At 61.6% G+C, this 14,048-nt stretch carries 15 protein-coding genes; 9 read left to right on the forward strand and 6 right to left on the reverse strand.

What is annotated here, in order from left to right:
- Positions 1-12 precede the first annotated feature (12 nt).
- The 5 genes from ACLEXF_RS04200 to hpxU form a co-directional block, all read right to left on the reverse strand.
- Positions 13-750, reverse strand: a complete 738-nt coding sequence (locus ACLEXF_RS04200) for an amino acid ABC transporter ATP-binding protein (protein ID WP_002905293.1) — start codon at positions 748-750, stop codon at positions 13-15.
- Positions 731-1,387, reverse strand: a complete 657-nt coding sequence (locus ACLEXF_RS04205) for an amino acid ABC transporter permease (RefSeq protein ID WP_002905295.1) — start codon at positions 1,385-1,387, stop codon at positions 731-733. Before ACLEXF_RS04205 ends, ACLEXF_RS04200 begins: the two co-directional genes overlap by 20 nt.
- Positions 1,387-2,052 (reverse strand): amino acid ABC transporter permease, encoded by a 666-nt coding sequence (locus tag ACLEXF_RS04210; RefSeq protein ID WP_002905296.1) that lies wholly within the window; start codon positions 2,050-2,052, stop codon positions 1,387-1,389. The genes ACLEXF_RS04205 and ACLEXF_RS04210 overlap by 1 nt, the downstream gene beginning before the upstream one ends.
- Before the next feature lie 9 nt (positions 2,053-2,061).
- Positions 2,062-2,847: a transporter substrate-binding domain-containing protein gene (locus ACLEXF_RS04215; protein WP_002905298.1), complete on the reverse strand. Its 786-nt coding sequence runs from the start codon at positions 2,845-2,847 to the stop codon at positions 2,062-2,064.
- A gap of 214 nt (positions 2,848-3,061) precedes the next feature.
- Entirely contained in the window at positions 3,062-3,901 is an 840-nt protein-coding gene (hpxU, locus tag ACLEXF_RS04220) for a MurR/RpiR family transcriptional regulator HpxU (RefSeq protein ID WP_117130024.1), read from the reverse strand.
- 179 nt (positions 3,902-4,080) lie between these two features.
- Here hpxU and hpxW point away from each other — a divergent pair, with 179 nt between their 5' ends.
- The 5 genes from hpxW to ACLEXF_RS04245 all read left to right on the forward strand — a co-directional run bounded on the left by hpxW (position 4,081) and on the right by ACLEXF_RS04245 (position 8,149).
- Positions 4,081-5,667, forward strand: a complete 1,587-nt coding sequence (gene hpxW, locus ACLEXF_RS04225) for an oxamate amidohydrolase (protein WP_407259787.1) — start codon at positions 4,081-4,083, stop codon at positions 5,665-5,667.
- Between the two features lie 10 nt (positions 5,668-5,677).
- Positions 5,678-5,863 carry an oxalurate catabolism protein HpxX gene (hpxX, locus tag ACLEXF_RS04230; protein ID WP_407259786.1) on the forward strand — a complete coding sequence of 62 codons (186 nt, stop codon included), beginning with the start codon at positions 5,678-5,680 and terminating at the stop codon, positions 5,861-5,863.
- Complete coding sequence (locus ACLEXF_RS04235; RefSeq protein ID WP_257322932.1) at positions 5,860-7,257, forward strand: AtzE family amidohydrolase; 1,398 nt, start codon at positions 5,860-5,862, stop codon at positions 7,255-7,257. Before hpxX ends, ACLEXF_RS04235 begins: the two co-directional genes overlap by 4 nt.
- Entirely contained in the window at positions 7,254-7,640 is a 387-nt protein-coding gene (gene hpxZ / locus ACLEXF_RS04240; RefSeq protein WP_002905421.1) for an oxalurate catabolism protein HpxZ, read from the forward strand. Before ACLEXF_RS04235 ends, hpxZ begins: the two co-directional genes overlap by 4 nt.
- A gap of 86 nt (positions 7,641-7,726) precedes the next feature.
- Positions 7,727-8,149 carry a GNAT family N-acetyltransferase gene (locus ACLEXF_RS04245; protein WP_407259996.1) on the forward strand — a complete coding sequence of 141 codons (423 nt, stop codon included), beginning with the start codon at positions 7,727-7,729 and terminating at the stop codon, positions 8,147-8,149.
- Between the two features lie 37 nt (positions 8,150-8,186).
- Here ACLEXF_RS04245 and asd read toward each other — a convergent pair whose 3' ends face one another.
- Positions 8,187-9,305 carry an aspartate-semialdehyde dehydrogenase gene (gene asd, locus ACLEXF_RS04250; RefSeq protein ID WP_064183374.1) on the reverse strand — a complete coding sequence of 373 codons (1,119 nt, stop codon included), beginning with the start codon at positions 9,303-9,305 and terminating at the stop codon, positions 8,187-8,189.
- A 307-nt stretch (positions 9,306-9,612) separates the two neighbouring features.
- On the opposite strand from asd, the gene ACLEXF_RS04255 reads away from it, so the two are divergent.
- The 4 genes from ACLEXF_RS04255 to fabF are packed head-to-tail and all read left to right on the forward strand — an operon-like array spanning position 9,613 to position 14,047.
- Positions 9,613-10,170, forward strand: coding sequence for a winged helix-turn-helix transcriptional regulator (locus tag ACLEXF_RS04255; protein WP_032426151.1), 558 nt, complete (start codon positions 9,613-9,615; stop codon positions 10,168-10,170).
- Positions 10,154-11,194, forward strand: coding sequence for an HlyD family secretion protein (locus tag ACLEXF_RS04260; RefSeq protein WP_407259785.1), 1,041 nt, complete (start codon positions 10,154-10,156; stop codon positions 11,192-11,194). The genes ACLEXF_RS04255 and ACLEXF_RS04260 overlap by 17 nt, the downstream gene beginning before the upstream one ends.
- Positions 11,191-12,753 (forward strand): DHA2 family efflux MFS transporter permease subunit, encoded by a 1,563-nt coding sequence (locus tag ACLEXF_RS04265; protein WP_053810365.1) that lies wholly within the window; start codon positions 11,191-11,193, stop codon positions 12,751-12,753. The genes ACLEXF_RS04260 and ACLEXF_RS04265 overlap by 4 nt, the downstream gene beginning before the upstream one ends.
- 19 nt (positions 12,754-12,772) lie before the next feature.
- Positions 12,773-14,047 (forward strand): beta-ketoacyl-ACP synthase II, encoded by a 1,275-nt coding sequence (gene fabF / locus ACLEXF_RS04270; RefSeq protein ID WP_423265732.1) that lies wholly within the window; start codon positions 12,773-12,775, stop codon positions 14,045-14,047.
- Position 14,048: the final 1 nt, after the last annotated feature.

Consider the following 14,048-nt stretch of genomic DNA (forward strand, 5'->3'; position numbering starts at 1 on the left):
CCATTCCTTACGTTAGTTAAGACCGCGCACCGAGGAGATAAACTGTTTCAGTTCGGTTGTCTGCGGACTGGCGAACAGCGTTTTGCTGTCGCCCTGCTCCCAGACGCGCCCCTGATGCATAAACACCACGCGGTCGCCCACTTCGCGGGCAAAATTCATTTCATGGGTGACGAGGATCAGCGTCATGCCTTCCGCCGCCAGCTGCTCCAGTACTTTCAGCACTTCGCCCACCAGTTCCGGGTCAAGCGCCGAAGTGATTTCGTCACAGAGTAAAACTTTTGGCGACATGGCCAGCGCCCGGGCGATGGCCACGCGCTGCTGCTGGCCGCCGGAGAGGTTGGCCGGATAGTAATCCAGACGATCGCCAAGACCGACCTTCTCCAGCATCCGCTGCGCCAGCTCGCGACATTCGGCCTGGGACTTCTTCAGCACCCGCCGCGGGGCCAGCATGACGTTCTCCAGCGCCGTCATGTGCGGAAAGAGATTGAAGTTCTGGAACACCATGCCGATAGAACGGCTGATCTCCCGGGCCTGGGAATCGCGGTCGGTGATGGTCATGCCCCCGAGCTTGATGCTCCCCTCCTGGTACCCCTCCAGACCATTGATGCAGCGCAGCAGGGTGCTTTTGCCCGAGCCGCTGCGGCCGATAATCGAGATCACTTCCCCCATGTCGATATCCAGATCGACGCCCTTCAGCACATGGTTGTCGCCGTAGTACTTCTGCATCTGATTAATGGTGATGAGAGGCATTGAATTTGTTCTCCAGATAACGGCTGTAGCGGGACAGCGGATAGCACAGAATGAAATAGCCCAGCGCCACCAGGGCAAACACTTTAAACGGCTGGTAAGTGACGTTGGTCAGCATGGTTCCCGCCTTGGTCAGCTCCACAAAGCCAATAATCGACGCCAGCGCCGTGCCTTTGATCACCTGCACGGCGAACCCCACCGTCGGCGCGATGGCGATGCGCAGCGCCTGCGGCGCCACTACCCGGTACAGGGTCTGGCCGAAGCTCAGCCCGAGACAGCGCGAGGCTTCCCACTGGCCTTTCGGCAGCGCGCGAATGCTGCCGAACCAGATATCCAGCAGAAAGGCGCTGGTATAAAGCGTCAGAGCCACCGACGCCGCGGTCCATGCCGAGACGTCGATGCCGAACAGCGCTACGCCGAAAAATGCCAGAAACAGCTGCATCAGCAGCGGCGTCCCCTGAAACAGTTCGACGTAGCCGCGGATCAGCCGTTTCACCTGCCGTCCGCCAGTCAGGCGCAGCAGCAGCAGCGGTAAGGTCACCAGCGCCCCGCCGGTGAACGCGACCAGCGACAGCAGCACCGTCCAGCGACCGGCCAGCAGCAGGTTGCGGATAATGTCCCAGTCGGTAAAGGTGGTCATCATGCCTGCACCCCCAGCCATTTACGCCCCGCCGCCATCAGCAGCTGGCGCATCGCTATCGATAACGCTAAGTAGATCCCGGTGGTCACCAGATAGACCTCAAAGCTCAAAAACGTCCGCGACTGGATCAGGTTGGCGGCGAAGGTCAGCTCCTCATAGGAGACCTGCGACACCACCGACGAGCCGAGCATCACGATGATGCACTGGCTGACCAGCGCCGGATAAATCCGCTGCAGCGCCGGGGGCAGCACCACGCGAACGAAAGTTTGCGTCCGGCTGAGCCCGAGCACGCGTCCGGCCTCCCACTGGCCTTTCGGCGTCACCTGGATGCCGGCGCGCACGATCTCGGTGCTGTAAGCCCCAAGGTTAACCACCATCGCCAGCAGCGCCGCTTCGCCGGCGGTCATCTTCAGTCCCAGGTTCGGTAAACCAAAAACGATAAAAAAGAGCTGCACCACGAACGGCGTGTTACGGATGATTTCCACATATCCGCCCCAGATCCGGCTGAGGACGCCCGGGCGGCCGCTGCGGATCGCCGCCCCGAGGATCCCAATCGCCAGTCCGCCGATCGTCGCCAGCACCGTCAGCTGCACCGTCACCCACAGACCGGCCAGCAGCTCCGGCCAGTGCGGCCAGAGCTCAGAAAAATGAAGTTGCTCCGTCATCCACAGACCTTACGCGCCGAGGCTGGCAGGCAGCGGCGCTTTCAGCCACTTCTCAGACAAACCGTTGAGGGTGCCGTCCTTAATGCCCTGCTCGATCAGGGTATCCACTTTCGCCTTCAGCGCCGGTTCGTTCTTTTTCAGCCCGATAAAGCACGGCGAGTCCTTCAGCATAAAGCTCGGCACCGGCGCTTTGTCAGCGTTCTGCCGGGAGATGGCCGCCACCACCAGGTTACCGGTGGCGACATACTGCACCTGGCCCGACAGATAGGCCGACAGCGTGGTGTTATTGTCCTCGTAGCGCTTAATCTGCGCCGCCTGCGGCGCCACGCTGGTCAGCACCATATCTTCCACCGCCCCACGGGTCACGCCGACGCTTTTACCGCTCAGCGCGGCCGCGTCCTTCAGCTCCGCCCCTTTCGGGCCAAACACCCCGAGGAAGAACGGGGCGTAGGCGCGGCTGAAGTCGATCACTTTCTCTCGCTCGGCGTTTTTGCCGAGGCTTGAGATCACCAGGTCCACCTTATCGGTCTGCAGATACGGCACGCGGTTGGCGCTGGTCACCGGGACCAGCTGCAGCTTGAGCTTCATCGACTTCGCCAGATAGCGCGCCATATCGATGTCATACCCCTGCGGCTGCAGGTCAGTCCCCACCGAGCCGAACGGCGGAAAATCCTGGGGCACGGCAATGCGGATGACGCCGCGTTTTTCAATATCCTGGAGCTGGTCAGCCTGCGCGGCAGAAACAGACGAAAGGAGACAAGCGGCCCCGGCCAGTGCGATCAACAGTTTCTTCATGATGTTTACCCGTTACGTTAGCATGAAACAAAAGATTCTTTGAATCTGTTTTTGCAACTAATGTGCCAGATACGGTCGATGCGCGGGTTGGCGAGGAATTTAAGCTAAAAGTGAGAAAGGACAGGCAGTAAGGAGCCGAAGAACAAAAAACGACGGCGCCAGAACGCGGAACAATATGCACCATATTGATGCACAGCACCACGCTGGCGCCCCATCAGCGTTGTTCCAGCTCGTCCAGCTGATGGTAAAGCGTAGCGATATCGTGAATGCGTGGACGACCGCTATCGAGCGTTTCGTGCAGAAAGGCATTGGCCAGCAGATTGATCAGGCTGTTGACCGAGGCATAGCTGTCGTAAGCCGAGACGCTGTCCAGCGGCGCGCAGAGCTGCCAGCGGGAGAGCGGGAACAGACTGTGGGCCTGCGGCTCGCACATTAACAGGACCGGCACACCATCGCGCTGCAGCTGCTGCAGGAGCGGGCGGACGATCCGCGGCCGCCGGCGAAATGCCATCATCACCACCAGATCATCGGCGGTCAGATCGACCAGCTCTTCGCTGAGACTCTGCCCAGGCTGGGGCAGCACCAGCACCTGACCGCGGGCCTGCAGCAGCTGCTGGCGCAGGTGCAGCGCCGCCGGATAGGCATTGCGCATGCCAATCACCACAATACGACGCGCGGCCACCATCGCCGTCAGCGCCTCGGCGAACTGGCGCGCGTCAAGGGCGTTGACCCATTGGGTGAGGTTCGCCATCTCCTGCTTATAATGACGCGCCAGCAGCGTGTTACCCTGCACCGCGTCGCGCTGATCAGTCAGCGGCATCCCGCTCTGGCGCAGGGTTCGCAGCTCATCGCGCATGTCCTTATATTTGTCATAGCCCAGGCGCTTGAACAGCCGGCTGACGGTGGCTTTCGATACACCGCTCAGCTGCGCCAGCTCGGCGCTGTTGTAGCTTATCAGGTCGTCAAAGTGGTCAAAGATGAAATCCGCCACCCGCTGTTCCTGCGGCGACAGCGAGGCGTATTGCCCTTTCAGTCGTTCATCGAGTTGTTGCATAGCGCCCCTGTAACTTTCGTTTCATCGTCCATCCCTCATCATACTGTATCTGCTATGCCTTACACATAGCGTGCCAGCGGGAAAATTCCGGTCATTGTTTTTATCAATGAAACGAAACGTTCAGAGCTGGAACAGCTTTTGCAGTGTTCTGCGGGTGATTCGTTCAGAAAGGATAATTTATGCACAGTAGCAACGTTTCGACCCACGGCATGGCGGTCGCTCCCCACCACCTCGCCAGCCAGAGCGCGCTGGCCATCTTGCGCGAGGGCGGCAGCGCCATTGAAGCGATGGTGGCTGCCGCGGCGGCCATCGCCGTCGTCTATCCCCATATGAATGGCCTGGGTGGGGATGGTTTCTGGCTGATCGTGCCGCCTGAGGGAGACCCCATCGCCATTGACGCCAGCGGGGCCGCCGGGTCGCTGGCGACCCTCGAGGCCTACGCCGGACAGCAGCATATTCCCCACCGGGGACCGCAGGCCGCGCTGACCGTCGCCGGCACCGTCAGCGGCTGGGACGAGGCGCTGCGTATTTCTCGGGACTTAACCGGCCGCGCGCTGCCGGTGGCCCGCCTGCTGGCCGATGCTATCGGTTATGCCGAAGACGGCATTCCGGTCACCGCCTCGCAGGCCCACGCCACCGCCAGCAAACTGGAAGAGCTGCGCCATCAGCCAGGCTTCAGCGAAACCTGGCTGATGGCGGGCGAGCCCCCCCGGACCGGCAGCCGCTTTCGCCAGTCCGCCCTCGCCGGAACGCTGCGCATGCTGGCCAGCGACGGTCTCGACAGTTTCTATCGCGGCCCGCTGGCTGAACGTCTAGCCCAGGGGATGGCCGCGCTGGGGATGCCCGTCACCCTCGGCGACCTGCAGGCCCACCGCGCCCGGCGTCCGGCGCCGCTGACCCTTCAGCACCGGCAGGGCACGCTGTGGAACCTCGCCCCGCCCACACAGGGGCTGGTGTCGCTGGCGATCCTCGGCATCACCGACCGTCTGAACATGGCCGACGCCGACGAGGCGCAAACGGTGCACCGTATCGTCGAAGCCACCAAGCGGGCGTTTGCCCTGCGCGATGCACATATCACCGATCCGCGCCATCTGGATGTGGATGTTCAGGCGTTGCTCACCCCGGAAGCCCTGCAGCCGCTGGCCGACAGCATCGACGACGCCAGCGCTTCTCCCTGGGGCGGCGGCAAAGGACCGGGCGATACCGTCTGGATGGGCGTCGTGGATAACAGCGGACTGGCAGTGTCGTTTATTCAGAGCATCTATCACGAGTTTGGCAGCGGCGTGGTGATCCCGGACACCGGGATCGTCTGGCAAAACCGCGGGGCGGCCTTCAGCCTCGATCCGCAGCATCTCCTGGCGCTGGCCCCTGGCAAACAGCCGTTCCATACCCTCAACCCCGCCGCGGCGCGCCTGAACGATGGCCGGGTGATGGTCTATGGCTCGATGGGCGGCGACGGTCAGCCGCAGACCCAGGCCGCGCTGTTTACCCGCTATATCCTGCAGGGGGCGCCGCTGCAGGAGAGCATCTCCCGTCCGCGCTGGCTGCTGGGCCGCACCTGGGGCCAGTCCTCGGATTCACTGAAGCTGGAGGGACGCTTTGCCCCCGCCTGCATCGCGCGTCTGCGCGATCTGGGGCACGAGGTGGAAGTGCTGGCCGATTTCAGCGAGGCGATGGGCCACGCCGGGGCCATTGTCCGCCATCCCAATGGCCTGCTTGAAGGGGCTACCGATCCACGCAGCAACGGCGCCGCCGCCGGATACTAAGGAGCAGACCATGACCACACAGCCTGACTGGAGCGAGTATCTGACGCAGATGACTCACCTTTTTGATATGGAGCTGGAGGCGCCGCGCCGTGAGGAGCTGGAGCGCCAGTTTTCCCGCATCGCCGCCATGGCGCAGCCGCTGATGGACTATCCCCTCGGGCCGCGCGACGACATTGCGGGGGTGTATAAAGCATGACACTTCACCATTTCACCATCGCCGAGATCCAGCGTGCGCTGCACGATGGCGAACTGAGCGCCCGGGAGATCGCCTGCCAGACGCTGGACGATATCGCCCGCGTGAATCCGCAGATCAACGCCTGGACCGAGGTCACCGCCCAGCGCATGCTGGCGGAGGCCGACAGCATCGACGCCCTGCGCCGGGAAAAGCGCCCCCTGCCGCCGCTGGCAGGCATTCCCTATGCGGTGAAAAATCTGTTTGATGTCGCCGGGTATACCACCCTCGCCGGGGCGGAGCTGCTGAGCGACCGGCCGCCGGCCGCCAGCGACAGCTGGGCGGTGCGCCAGCTGCACAGCGCCGGCGCCCTGCTCAGCGGGATGCTCAATATGGATGCCTACGCCTACGGCTTCACCACCGAAAACAGCCACTATGGCGCGACGCGTAACCCGCACGATCTGACGCGGATCGCCGGCGGTTCCTCCGGCGGTTCGGCCGCAGCGGTGGCCGCCGGACTGGTCCATTTCAGCCTCGGCAGCGACACCAACGGCTCGATTCGCGTCCCCGCGTCGCTGTGCGGGATCTTTGGCCTGAAACCCACCTTCGGCCGCCTCTCCCGCTCCGGCAGCCATCCGTTTGTCGCCAGTCTGGATCATATTGGTCCCTTTGCCCGCCGGGTGGCCGACCTCGCCGCGGTGTATGACGCCCTGCAGGGGCGCGACCCGGCCGATGACTTTCAGGCCGATAAAGCCAGCGAGCGCACCGGCAACCTGCTGGAGCGCGGACTGGAGGGGCTGCGCTGCGCGCGGCTGGGGGGCTATTTCACCACCTGGTGCGATGACGACGCCCGGGCGGCCGTGGATCGGGTCGCCCACGCGCTGGGCGCCGACAGCGAGCTGCAGTTCGCGGATGCCGCCCTGGCCCGCTCGGCAGCCTTTATCATCAGCGCCAGCGAAGGCGGCAATCAGTATCTGCCGGATCTTCGCCACTCGCCCGAGCGCTTTGAACCCCACTCCCGCGAGCGGCTGCTGGCCGGGGCGATGATCCCCTCGGCGTGGTATCTGCAGGCCCAGCGCTTCCGCCGTCATGCCCGTCTGGCGATCAAATCCCTGTTCAGTCAGGCCGACGTGCTGATTGCCCCGGCCACCCCATGCAGCGCCACGTCGATAGGCGCCGAGGAGATGGTGATTAACGGCCAGCCGCTGCCGGTGCGCGCCAGCATGGGCATGCTGACCCAGCCGATCTCCTTCCTCGGGCTGCCGGTGGTGACCGTGCCCCTGCGTACCGCCAGCGGCAAGCCGATTGGCCTGCAGCTGATAGCCGCGCCGTTTAACGAACAAGCCTGTCTTCGCGCCGCGCGGGCGCTGGAAGCGATGGGCGTTACCGATGCCCGAGTGGCGGAGAGTGCAGCATGATCAATCTGGACAATGTAGACCGCCCGGCGATCCTCGCCGAGGTGACGGCGGCGTTTTATCAGTATGAAGAGGCGCTGGTCAGCAATAACATCGAGGCGCTGGACGCGTTGTTCTGGCACGATCCGCGCACCGTGCGGCTGGGGGCCGGCGAAAATCTGTATGGCATTGAGGCGATCCGCGCCTTTCGCGCCGCCCGCCCCGCCGCCGGTCTGGCCCGCGACCTGCGCCATACCACCATCACCACCTTTGGCGCGGACATGGCGGTATGCAGCACCGAGTTTACCCGCGAAGGCAGCGCGCGCCTTGGGCGTCAGCAGCAAACGTGGGTGCGCTTTCCCTACGGCTGGCGGATTGTCGCCGCCCAGGTCAGTCTGATGGACTGAGAGGCATACACTGACGCGGGCCGGGGGAATGTGGCTATCCACCGGCCCGCACCCGCCCGGTATCAATACGTGAGGAGACGATGGTCATGGTGTTAATCAGGGCTGCTGAATCAAAAGATATCCCCGCGCTGAAAACGCTATTTCTGCAGCTGGGCTATCAGACGGAGACGGCGATCTTAGCGCAACGCATTACTGAACCCCAAAGTATGATGCATACGCTGGTGGCTGAAGCAGAAAACACCGTGTGTGGCGTGGTCGTTATCAATTTTATCTTACCGGTACATGAAAACCGATTGTGGGCATTAATTTCCGCGCTGGTGATAGAGGAATCGTCACGGGGTTCAGGGATAGGCCACCAGCTTCTCCATGCCGCAGAGCGCCTCGCCCACGATAAACAATGCGCTCATATTGAGCTTTCAAGCAGTGAAAAAAGAATCAGAGCGCATCAATTTTATGAAAATAACGGCTACAAGGAGGTTCGCAAACGCTTCGTTAAACATTTGTCTTAACCGCCTGCGCGCGAGGGCTTTCCCCGGATGACCGTAACTATATTTTGCCCAGCAGGATATTTAACATGCGGCGCAGGGGTTCCGCCGCGCCCCATAATAGCTGATCGCCAACCGTTAACACCGAATAGACGGGTTCATTATTTAGCGACATTTTCTTGTAGCGGCCAATTCCTACCTGCAACGAACCACTAATAGCAGCCGGGGTCAATTTACTGACACTCTCTTGCTTATTATTGGGGATATAGTTTACCCACGGATGGGAATGGGTCACTAATTCAGCGAATTCCGCTTCGCTGACCTCACGTTTCAGTTTAAGGGTAATGGCAGCGCTGTGGCAGCGGATTACGCCGACCCGAATGCATAAGCCATTGACCGGGATGGTGCCGGGTGCAAGGCCAAGAATTTTATTGGTTTCCGCCTCGCCCTTCCATTCTTCGCGGCTATTTCCATCGCCAAGATCGCTGTCGATCCACGGAATGATGCTGCCCATCAGTGGGACGCCAAAATTCTCCACCGGCATGCCGGCGCTATTAATCAACTCACTCACTTTATTGACTAAAGGCAGCACGGAACCTGATGCCGTCAGTTCATCCGCAGATAAATGCTGACTGATATACGCGCTTTGCGCGATGAATTCCCGCACCTGTTTGGCGCCCGCCCCGGAGGCAGACTGATAGGTCATCACGCTCATCCATTCAATCAGGTCAGCCTTGATCAGCCCGGCCAGCCCCATCAGGCTCAGCGTGATGGAGCAGTTGCCGCCGACAAACAGTTTCATTCCCGCTTTCACCGCGCGATCGATATTATCGCGGTTGACCGGGTCGAGAATAATGCAGGCGTTGTCATCCATCCGCAGCGCCGAAGCGGCGTCAATCCAGTACCCTTGCCAGCCAGAGTTAATTAACGCAGGATAGATGGCTTTGGTATAATCCCCGCCCTGACAGGTTATAATAATATCCATTTCGGCGAGGGCGCTAAGGGAATTCGCATCTTTCAGTTTGTCGCTTTTACCTTTAATAACCGGACCAGCGGCACCCGCACTGGAGGTACTAAAAAAATGCGCTGAAATATCGTCGAAATCATTTTCTTCGATCATGCGCTGCAACAATACTGAGCCAACCATGCCCCGCCAGCCAACAATACCCACCTGCTTCATTTATTTAACCTTAAAAAGTTATGAGAATTTTAATTTGAGTGTCGCCATACCTTATATCGTATCCCCCAATAAAGGTCATTACCCAGCACATCGATTTTTATCATTATTAAAATGTTTCATCTGCCATCAGCGATAGTTATCTCTTATTACGGTCAGGCAGATATAAGGCGGCGGAGACTGTTCAAAGGGAGAAACGACGTAGCGGAACGGCAGCGGCTTCTCCCCTGGCTGCCATGAATAGTCACTTGCATTTTGATAGTGACTATGTCAATTTGCTGGCAAAAGCCACCTGCTACCTGGACCGCCCATGAAAAATGAACCGCTTTGCCACGCTCCCTGCCCCATCGCCCGCAGCCTGGGCCGCATCGGCGACAGCTGGAGCATCATGATCTTGCGCGACGCCTTTGCGGGCTTTACCCGCTTCGACGAATTTCAGAAAAGCAGCAACGTCGCGCCCAATATTCTGTCGCGCCGCCTGAAGGCGCTGGTCGACGACGGCCTGCTGGAGAAGGTGTGCTACAGCAGCACGCCGCCGCGCTACGAATACCACCTCACCCCGCGCGGCCGCGATTTCCGCATGGTGCTGCTGGCGCTGGCGGAATGGGGTAACCGCCACTTCGCTCCAGAAGGCCGTCAGATGCAGCTGGTGGAAACCGCCACCCAGCGCCGGGTGGAGCCAGTCATGGTGGATAAAGCGACCGGGGAAGAGATTATCCCGGGTAAATACGCCATGGTGCCGGGCCCCGCCGCCTCGCCGCTGATGCAATATCGTCATGAATATCTGCTGCGCAAACGCGAAGGCGATAGCGGGCAAAAATTCCAGCCTGAACCCTACAGAGATGCCAACCATGAAGCTGGCCAATAAGAAAAGCGTCCTCGTCCTGGCGGCCCTCTCCGCCGTTCTGGCGGCAGCGAGCTACGGCGCGTACTGGTGGCATACCGGACGTTTTCTGCAGACCACCGATGACGCCTATGTTGGCGGCGACATTAGCGCCATCTCCAGCAAAGTCTCCGGCTATATCCAGCAGCTGGCGGTGCAGGACAATATGGCGGTGAAAAAAGGTGACCTGTTGATCCGCATTGACGACCGCGATTACCGCGCCGCCCTTGCGAAAGCCGCCGGAGAAGTGGCGGCGCAGCAGGCCGCGCTGGCCGATATCCAGGCTACCCGCCAGCTACAGCAGGCGACCATTGCCGGCTCTACGGCCTCGTTACTGGCCGCCACGGCGGCAACCGAAAAACTGGCTAACGACAACCGACGCTATAACGCCCTGGCCGCGTCGAGCGCGATTTCCGCACAGATCCGCGATAACGCCTCCGCCGATTATCGCCGGGCGCATGCCGAGCAGGAGAAAGCCAAAGCGGATAAAACCGTGGCCGAACGTCAGCTGACGGTGCTGGATGCTCGCCAGCAGCAAACCCTGGCTGCCCTGGCGCAGGCCCAGGCTAACCTCGAGATGGCGAGGCTGAACCTCAGCTATACCGACATTCGCGCGCCGTTCGCTGGGGTGATTGGCAACCGCCGCGCGTGGTCCGGCTCCTTCGTCAGCAGCGGCACGCAGCTGCTCTCCCTGGTGCCCGCGCACGGCCTGTGGATCGACGCCAACTTTAAGGAAAACCAGCTGGCGCATATGCGCGCCGGCCAGGCGGTGACCATCGTCGCCGATGTGCTGCCGAACCATACCTTTAAGGGCCATGTCGCCAGCCTGGCGCCGGCGACCGGCTCACGCTTCAGCATTCTGCCGGCGGAGAACGCGACCGGGAATTTCACTAAAATCGTGCAGCGGGTGCCGGTCCGCATTGCGCTGGAAGGTGACGGGGCAAAGCTTGACGTCCTGCGCCCGGGACTGTCGGTGATCGTCACCGTGAATGAAAAGAGCCCTCGATGAGCACCGCTCAGGCGCTGTCCGCCCCGCAAAGTCTGTCGATGCCGACGGCGAAGAAAATCTTTGCCTTCGCCAGCATGTGCGTGGGGATGTTTATCGCCCTTATCGACATCCAGATTGTCTCCGCCTCGCTGCGGGATATCGGCGGTGGCCTGTCGGCGGGCGACGATGAGACCGTCTGGGTACAAACCAGCTACCTGATCGCCGAGATCATTATTATCCCGCTTTCCGGCTGGCTGGCCCGGGTCATGTCGACCCGCTGGCTGTTTGCCGCCTCCGCGGCGGGCTTCACGCTGATGAGCCTGCTGTGCGGCTGGGCGTGGAACATCCAGAGTATGATCGCCTTCCGCGCCCTGCAGGGGCTGGCGGGCGGGTCGATGATCCCCCTGGTGTTCACCACCGCTTTCGCCTTTTTTCAGGGCAAACAGCGGGTCATTGCCGCGGCGACAATCGGCGGCCTGGCCTCCCTCGCCCCGACGCTGGGCCCGACGGTGGGCGGCTGGATCACCGAAAACTACAACTGGCACTGGCTGTTCTTTATCAACGTTGTTCCGGGGATTTACATCGCGGTGGCAGTGCCGCTGCTGGTGAAAGTAGACAGCGCCGACCCCACTCTGCTGCGCGGCGCCGACTATCTCAGTATTCTGCTGCTGGCCGTGTCCCTCGGCTGCCTGGAATATACCCTCGAAGAAGGTCCTCGCTGGGGCTGGTTTGATGACGCGACCCTGACGACCACCGCCTGGGTCGCCCTGCTCTGCGGCGTGGCTTTTGTTATCCGCACCCTCCGCCATCCGCAGCCGGTGATGGATCTGCGGGCCCTGCAGGACCGAACTTTCAGCCTCGGCTGCTATTTCTCGTTTATGGCAGGCGTCGGCATCTTCGCCACCATCTATTTAACTCCGCTGTATCTCGGTAGCGTGCGCGGTTTCAGCGCGCTGGAGATCGGCCTGGCGGTATTTTCCACCGGCTTGTTCCAGGTCATGTCTATTCCGTTTTATTCGTGGCTGGCCAACCGCGTTGACCTGCGCTGGCTGCTGATGGCCGGGCTGATCGGCTTTGCGGTGTCGATGTACAGCTTCGTCCCGATAACCCATGACTGGGGGGCGGACCAGTTGCTGCTCCCTCAGGCGTTTCGCGGACTGGCGCAGCAGTTTGCCGTCGCGCCAACGGTGACCCTGACGCTGGGCAGCCTGCCGCCCGCGCGCCTGAAGCTGGCCTCCGGGCTGTTTAATCTCATGCGCAACCTCGGAGGCGCCATCGGCATCGCCCTGTGCGGCACAGTGCTTAACGACAGAACCAATTTGCACTACAACCGCCTGGCGGACCATCTGAATAACGCCAACCTGGCAATGAGCGATTTTGTTCAGCGCAGCGCGGCAAACTTCACCGTCCAGGGGATCTCGCCGGATGCCGCGCAGACGGCGGCGCTGAAAAATCTTTCCGCGCTGGCGCTGCGGGAGGCGCGAACCCAGGCCTTTTCCGATGCTTTCTACCTCATCATGATGGGTTTTTTGCTTGCCGCGCTGCTGGTTCCCTTGATGAAAAAGCCGCCGGCACACTGATACTACAGGAGAGTAAACTATGGGCGTTTCCGTTAAACGCATTGTCGTCACCGGGATGGGGATTGTCAGCCCGCTGGGCTGCGGCGTACAGCACGTCTGGCAGTCGCTGCTGGCAGGAAAGTCAGGGATCACCCGACTCAGCGAGCAGCTGGTCGCGGATATTCCCTGCAAAGTGGCCGGCCAGGTGCCGTCCATTGAAAGCGATCCGCTGCACGGCTTCGACCCGCTGGCGACCATCCCGGCGAAAGAGCGCAAAAAGATGGATCGCTTTATCGAGTTTGCGCTGGTCGCCGCCCGTGAAGCGCTGACCCAGGCCGGCTGGTCGCCAGCATCTGCGGCCGAACAGGAACGTACCGCCACGGTGATCGCCACCGGGATCGGCGGCTTCAGCGAGATCGCCAATGCGGTACATACCACCGATGAACGCGGGCCGCGTCGCCTCTCGCCGTTCACTATCCCCTCTTTTCTGGCCAACCTGGCCGCCGGGCATGTGTCTATCGCTCACGGCTTCCGGGGCCCCATCGGCGCGCCGGTCACCGCCTGCGCAGCGGGTGCCCAGGCCATTGGCGATGCGGCGCGGATTATCCGCAGCGGCGAGGCGGATATTGCCCTCTGCGGCGGCGCGGAAGCGGCAATTCATCGCGTTAGCCTGGCCGGGTTTGCCGCGGCAAGGGCGCTCTCCAGCGCCTCCAACGACCAGCCGGAAGCCGCTTCCCGCCCCTTTGACCGCGGCCGCGATGGATTTGTGATGGGAGAAGGCGCGGGGCTTATCGTGATCGAGTCGCTGGAGCACGCGCTGGCGCGCGGCGCCACGCCGCTGGCCGAGCTGGTCGGCTACGGCACCAGCGCAGATGCTTATCACCTGACCGCAGGCCCGGAAGACGGGAACGGCGCGCGTCGGGCCATGGAGACCGCTATTCGCCAGGCCGGGGTGACCGTCGACGAGATTGACCATATCAACGCCCACGCCACCTCGACGCAGGTCGGTGATAAAGGTGAGCTGGCGGCGATTAAAACGCTGTTTGGCGCGCATCCGGTCGCCATTACCTCGACGAAATCCGCCACCGGCCATCTGTTAGGCGCGGCCGGCGGGATTGAGGCCATCTTCACCATTCAGGCGCTGCGTGATCAGGTGGTGCCGCCGACGCTGAACCTGCATCACCCCGATGAAGAGGCGGCAGGCATGAACCTGGTGGCGCTGCAGGCCCGCCCGCAGAAGATGCGCTATGCGCTGTCGAACGGTTTTGGCTTCGGCGGGGTTAATGCCAGTCTGCTGCTGAAACGCTGGGAATAAT

It is taken from the genome of Klebsiella pneumoniae complex sp. WS1778, from assembly GCF_049472055.1.
Taxonomy (GTDB): domain Bacteria; phylum Pseudomonadota; class Gammaproteobacteria; order Enterobacterales; family Enterobacteriaceae; genus Klebsiella; species Klebsiella quasipneumoniae.

Bases quoted from the DNA above. Each gene is read 5' to 3' on its own strand.
- hpxU (WP_117130024.1), bottom strand. From the start codon at position 3,901: ATGCAACAACTCGATGAACGACTGAAAGGGCAATACGCCTCGCTGTCG.
- hpxZ (WP_002905421.1), top strand. From the start codon at position 7,254: ATGATCAATCTGGACAATGTAGACCGCCCGGCGATCCTCGCCGAGGTG.
- ACLEXF_RS04200 (WP_002905293.1), bottom strand. From the start codon at position 750: ATGCCTCTCATCACCATTAATCAGATGCAGAAGTACTACGGCGACAAC.
- fabF (WP_423265732.1), top strand. From the start codon at position 12,773: ATGGGCGTTTCCGTTAAACGCATTGTCGTCACCGGGATGGGGATTGTC.
- hpxX (WP_407259786.1), top strand. From the start codon at position 5,678: ATGACCACACAGCCTGACTGGAGCGAGTATCTGACGCAGATGACTCAC.
- ACLEXF_RS04215 (WP_002905298.1), bottom strand. From the start codon at position 2,847: ATGAAGAAACTGTTGATCGCACTGGCCGGGGCCGCTTGTCTCCTTTCG.
- ACLEXF_RS04205 (WP_002905295.1), bottom strand. From the start codon at position 1,387: ATGACCACCTTTACCGACTGGGACATTATCCGCAACCTGCTGCTGGCC.
- ACLEXF_RS04265 (WP_053810365.1), top strand. From the start codon at position 11,191: ATGAGCACCGCTCAGGCGCTGTCCGCCCCGCAAAGTCTGTCGATGCCG.
- asd (WP_064183374.1), bottom strand. From the start codon at position 9,305: ATGAAGCAGGTGGGTATTGTTGGCTGGCGGGGCATGGTTGGCTCAGTA.
- ACLEXF_RS04245 (WP_407259996.1), top strand. From the start codon at position 7,727: ATGGTGTTAATCAGGGCTGCTGAATCAAAAGATATCCCCGCGCTGAAA.
- ACLEXF_RS04255 (WP_032426151.1), top strand. From the start codon at position 9,613: ATGAAAAATGAACCGCTTTGCCACGCTCCCTGCCCCATCGCCCGCAGC.
- ACLEXF_RS04235 (WP_257322932.1), top strand. From the start codon at position 5,860: ATGACACTTCACCATTTCACCATCGCCGAGATCCAGCGTGCGCTGCAC.
- ACLEXF_RS04210 (WP_002905296.1), bottom strand. From the start codon at position 2,052: ATGACGGAGCAACTTCATTTTTCTGAGCTCTGGCCGCACTGGCCGGAG.
- hpxW (WP_407259787.1), top strand. From the start codon at position 4,081: ATGCACAGTAGCAACGTTTCGACCCACGGCATGGCGGTCGCTCCCCAC.
- ACLEXF_RS04260 (WP_407259785.1), top strand. From the start codon at position 10,154: ATGAAGCTGGCCAATAAGAAAAGCGTCCTCGTCCTGGCGGCCCTCTCC.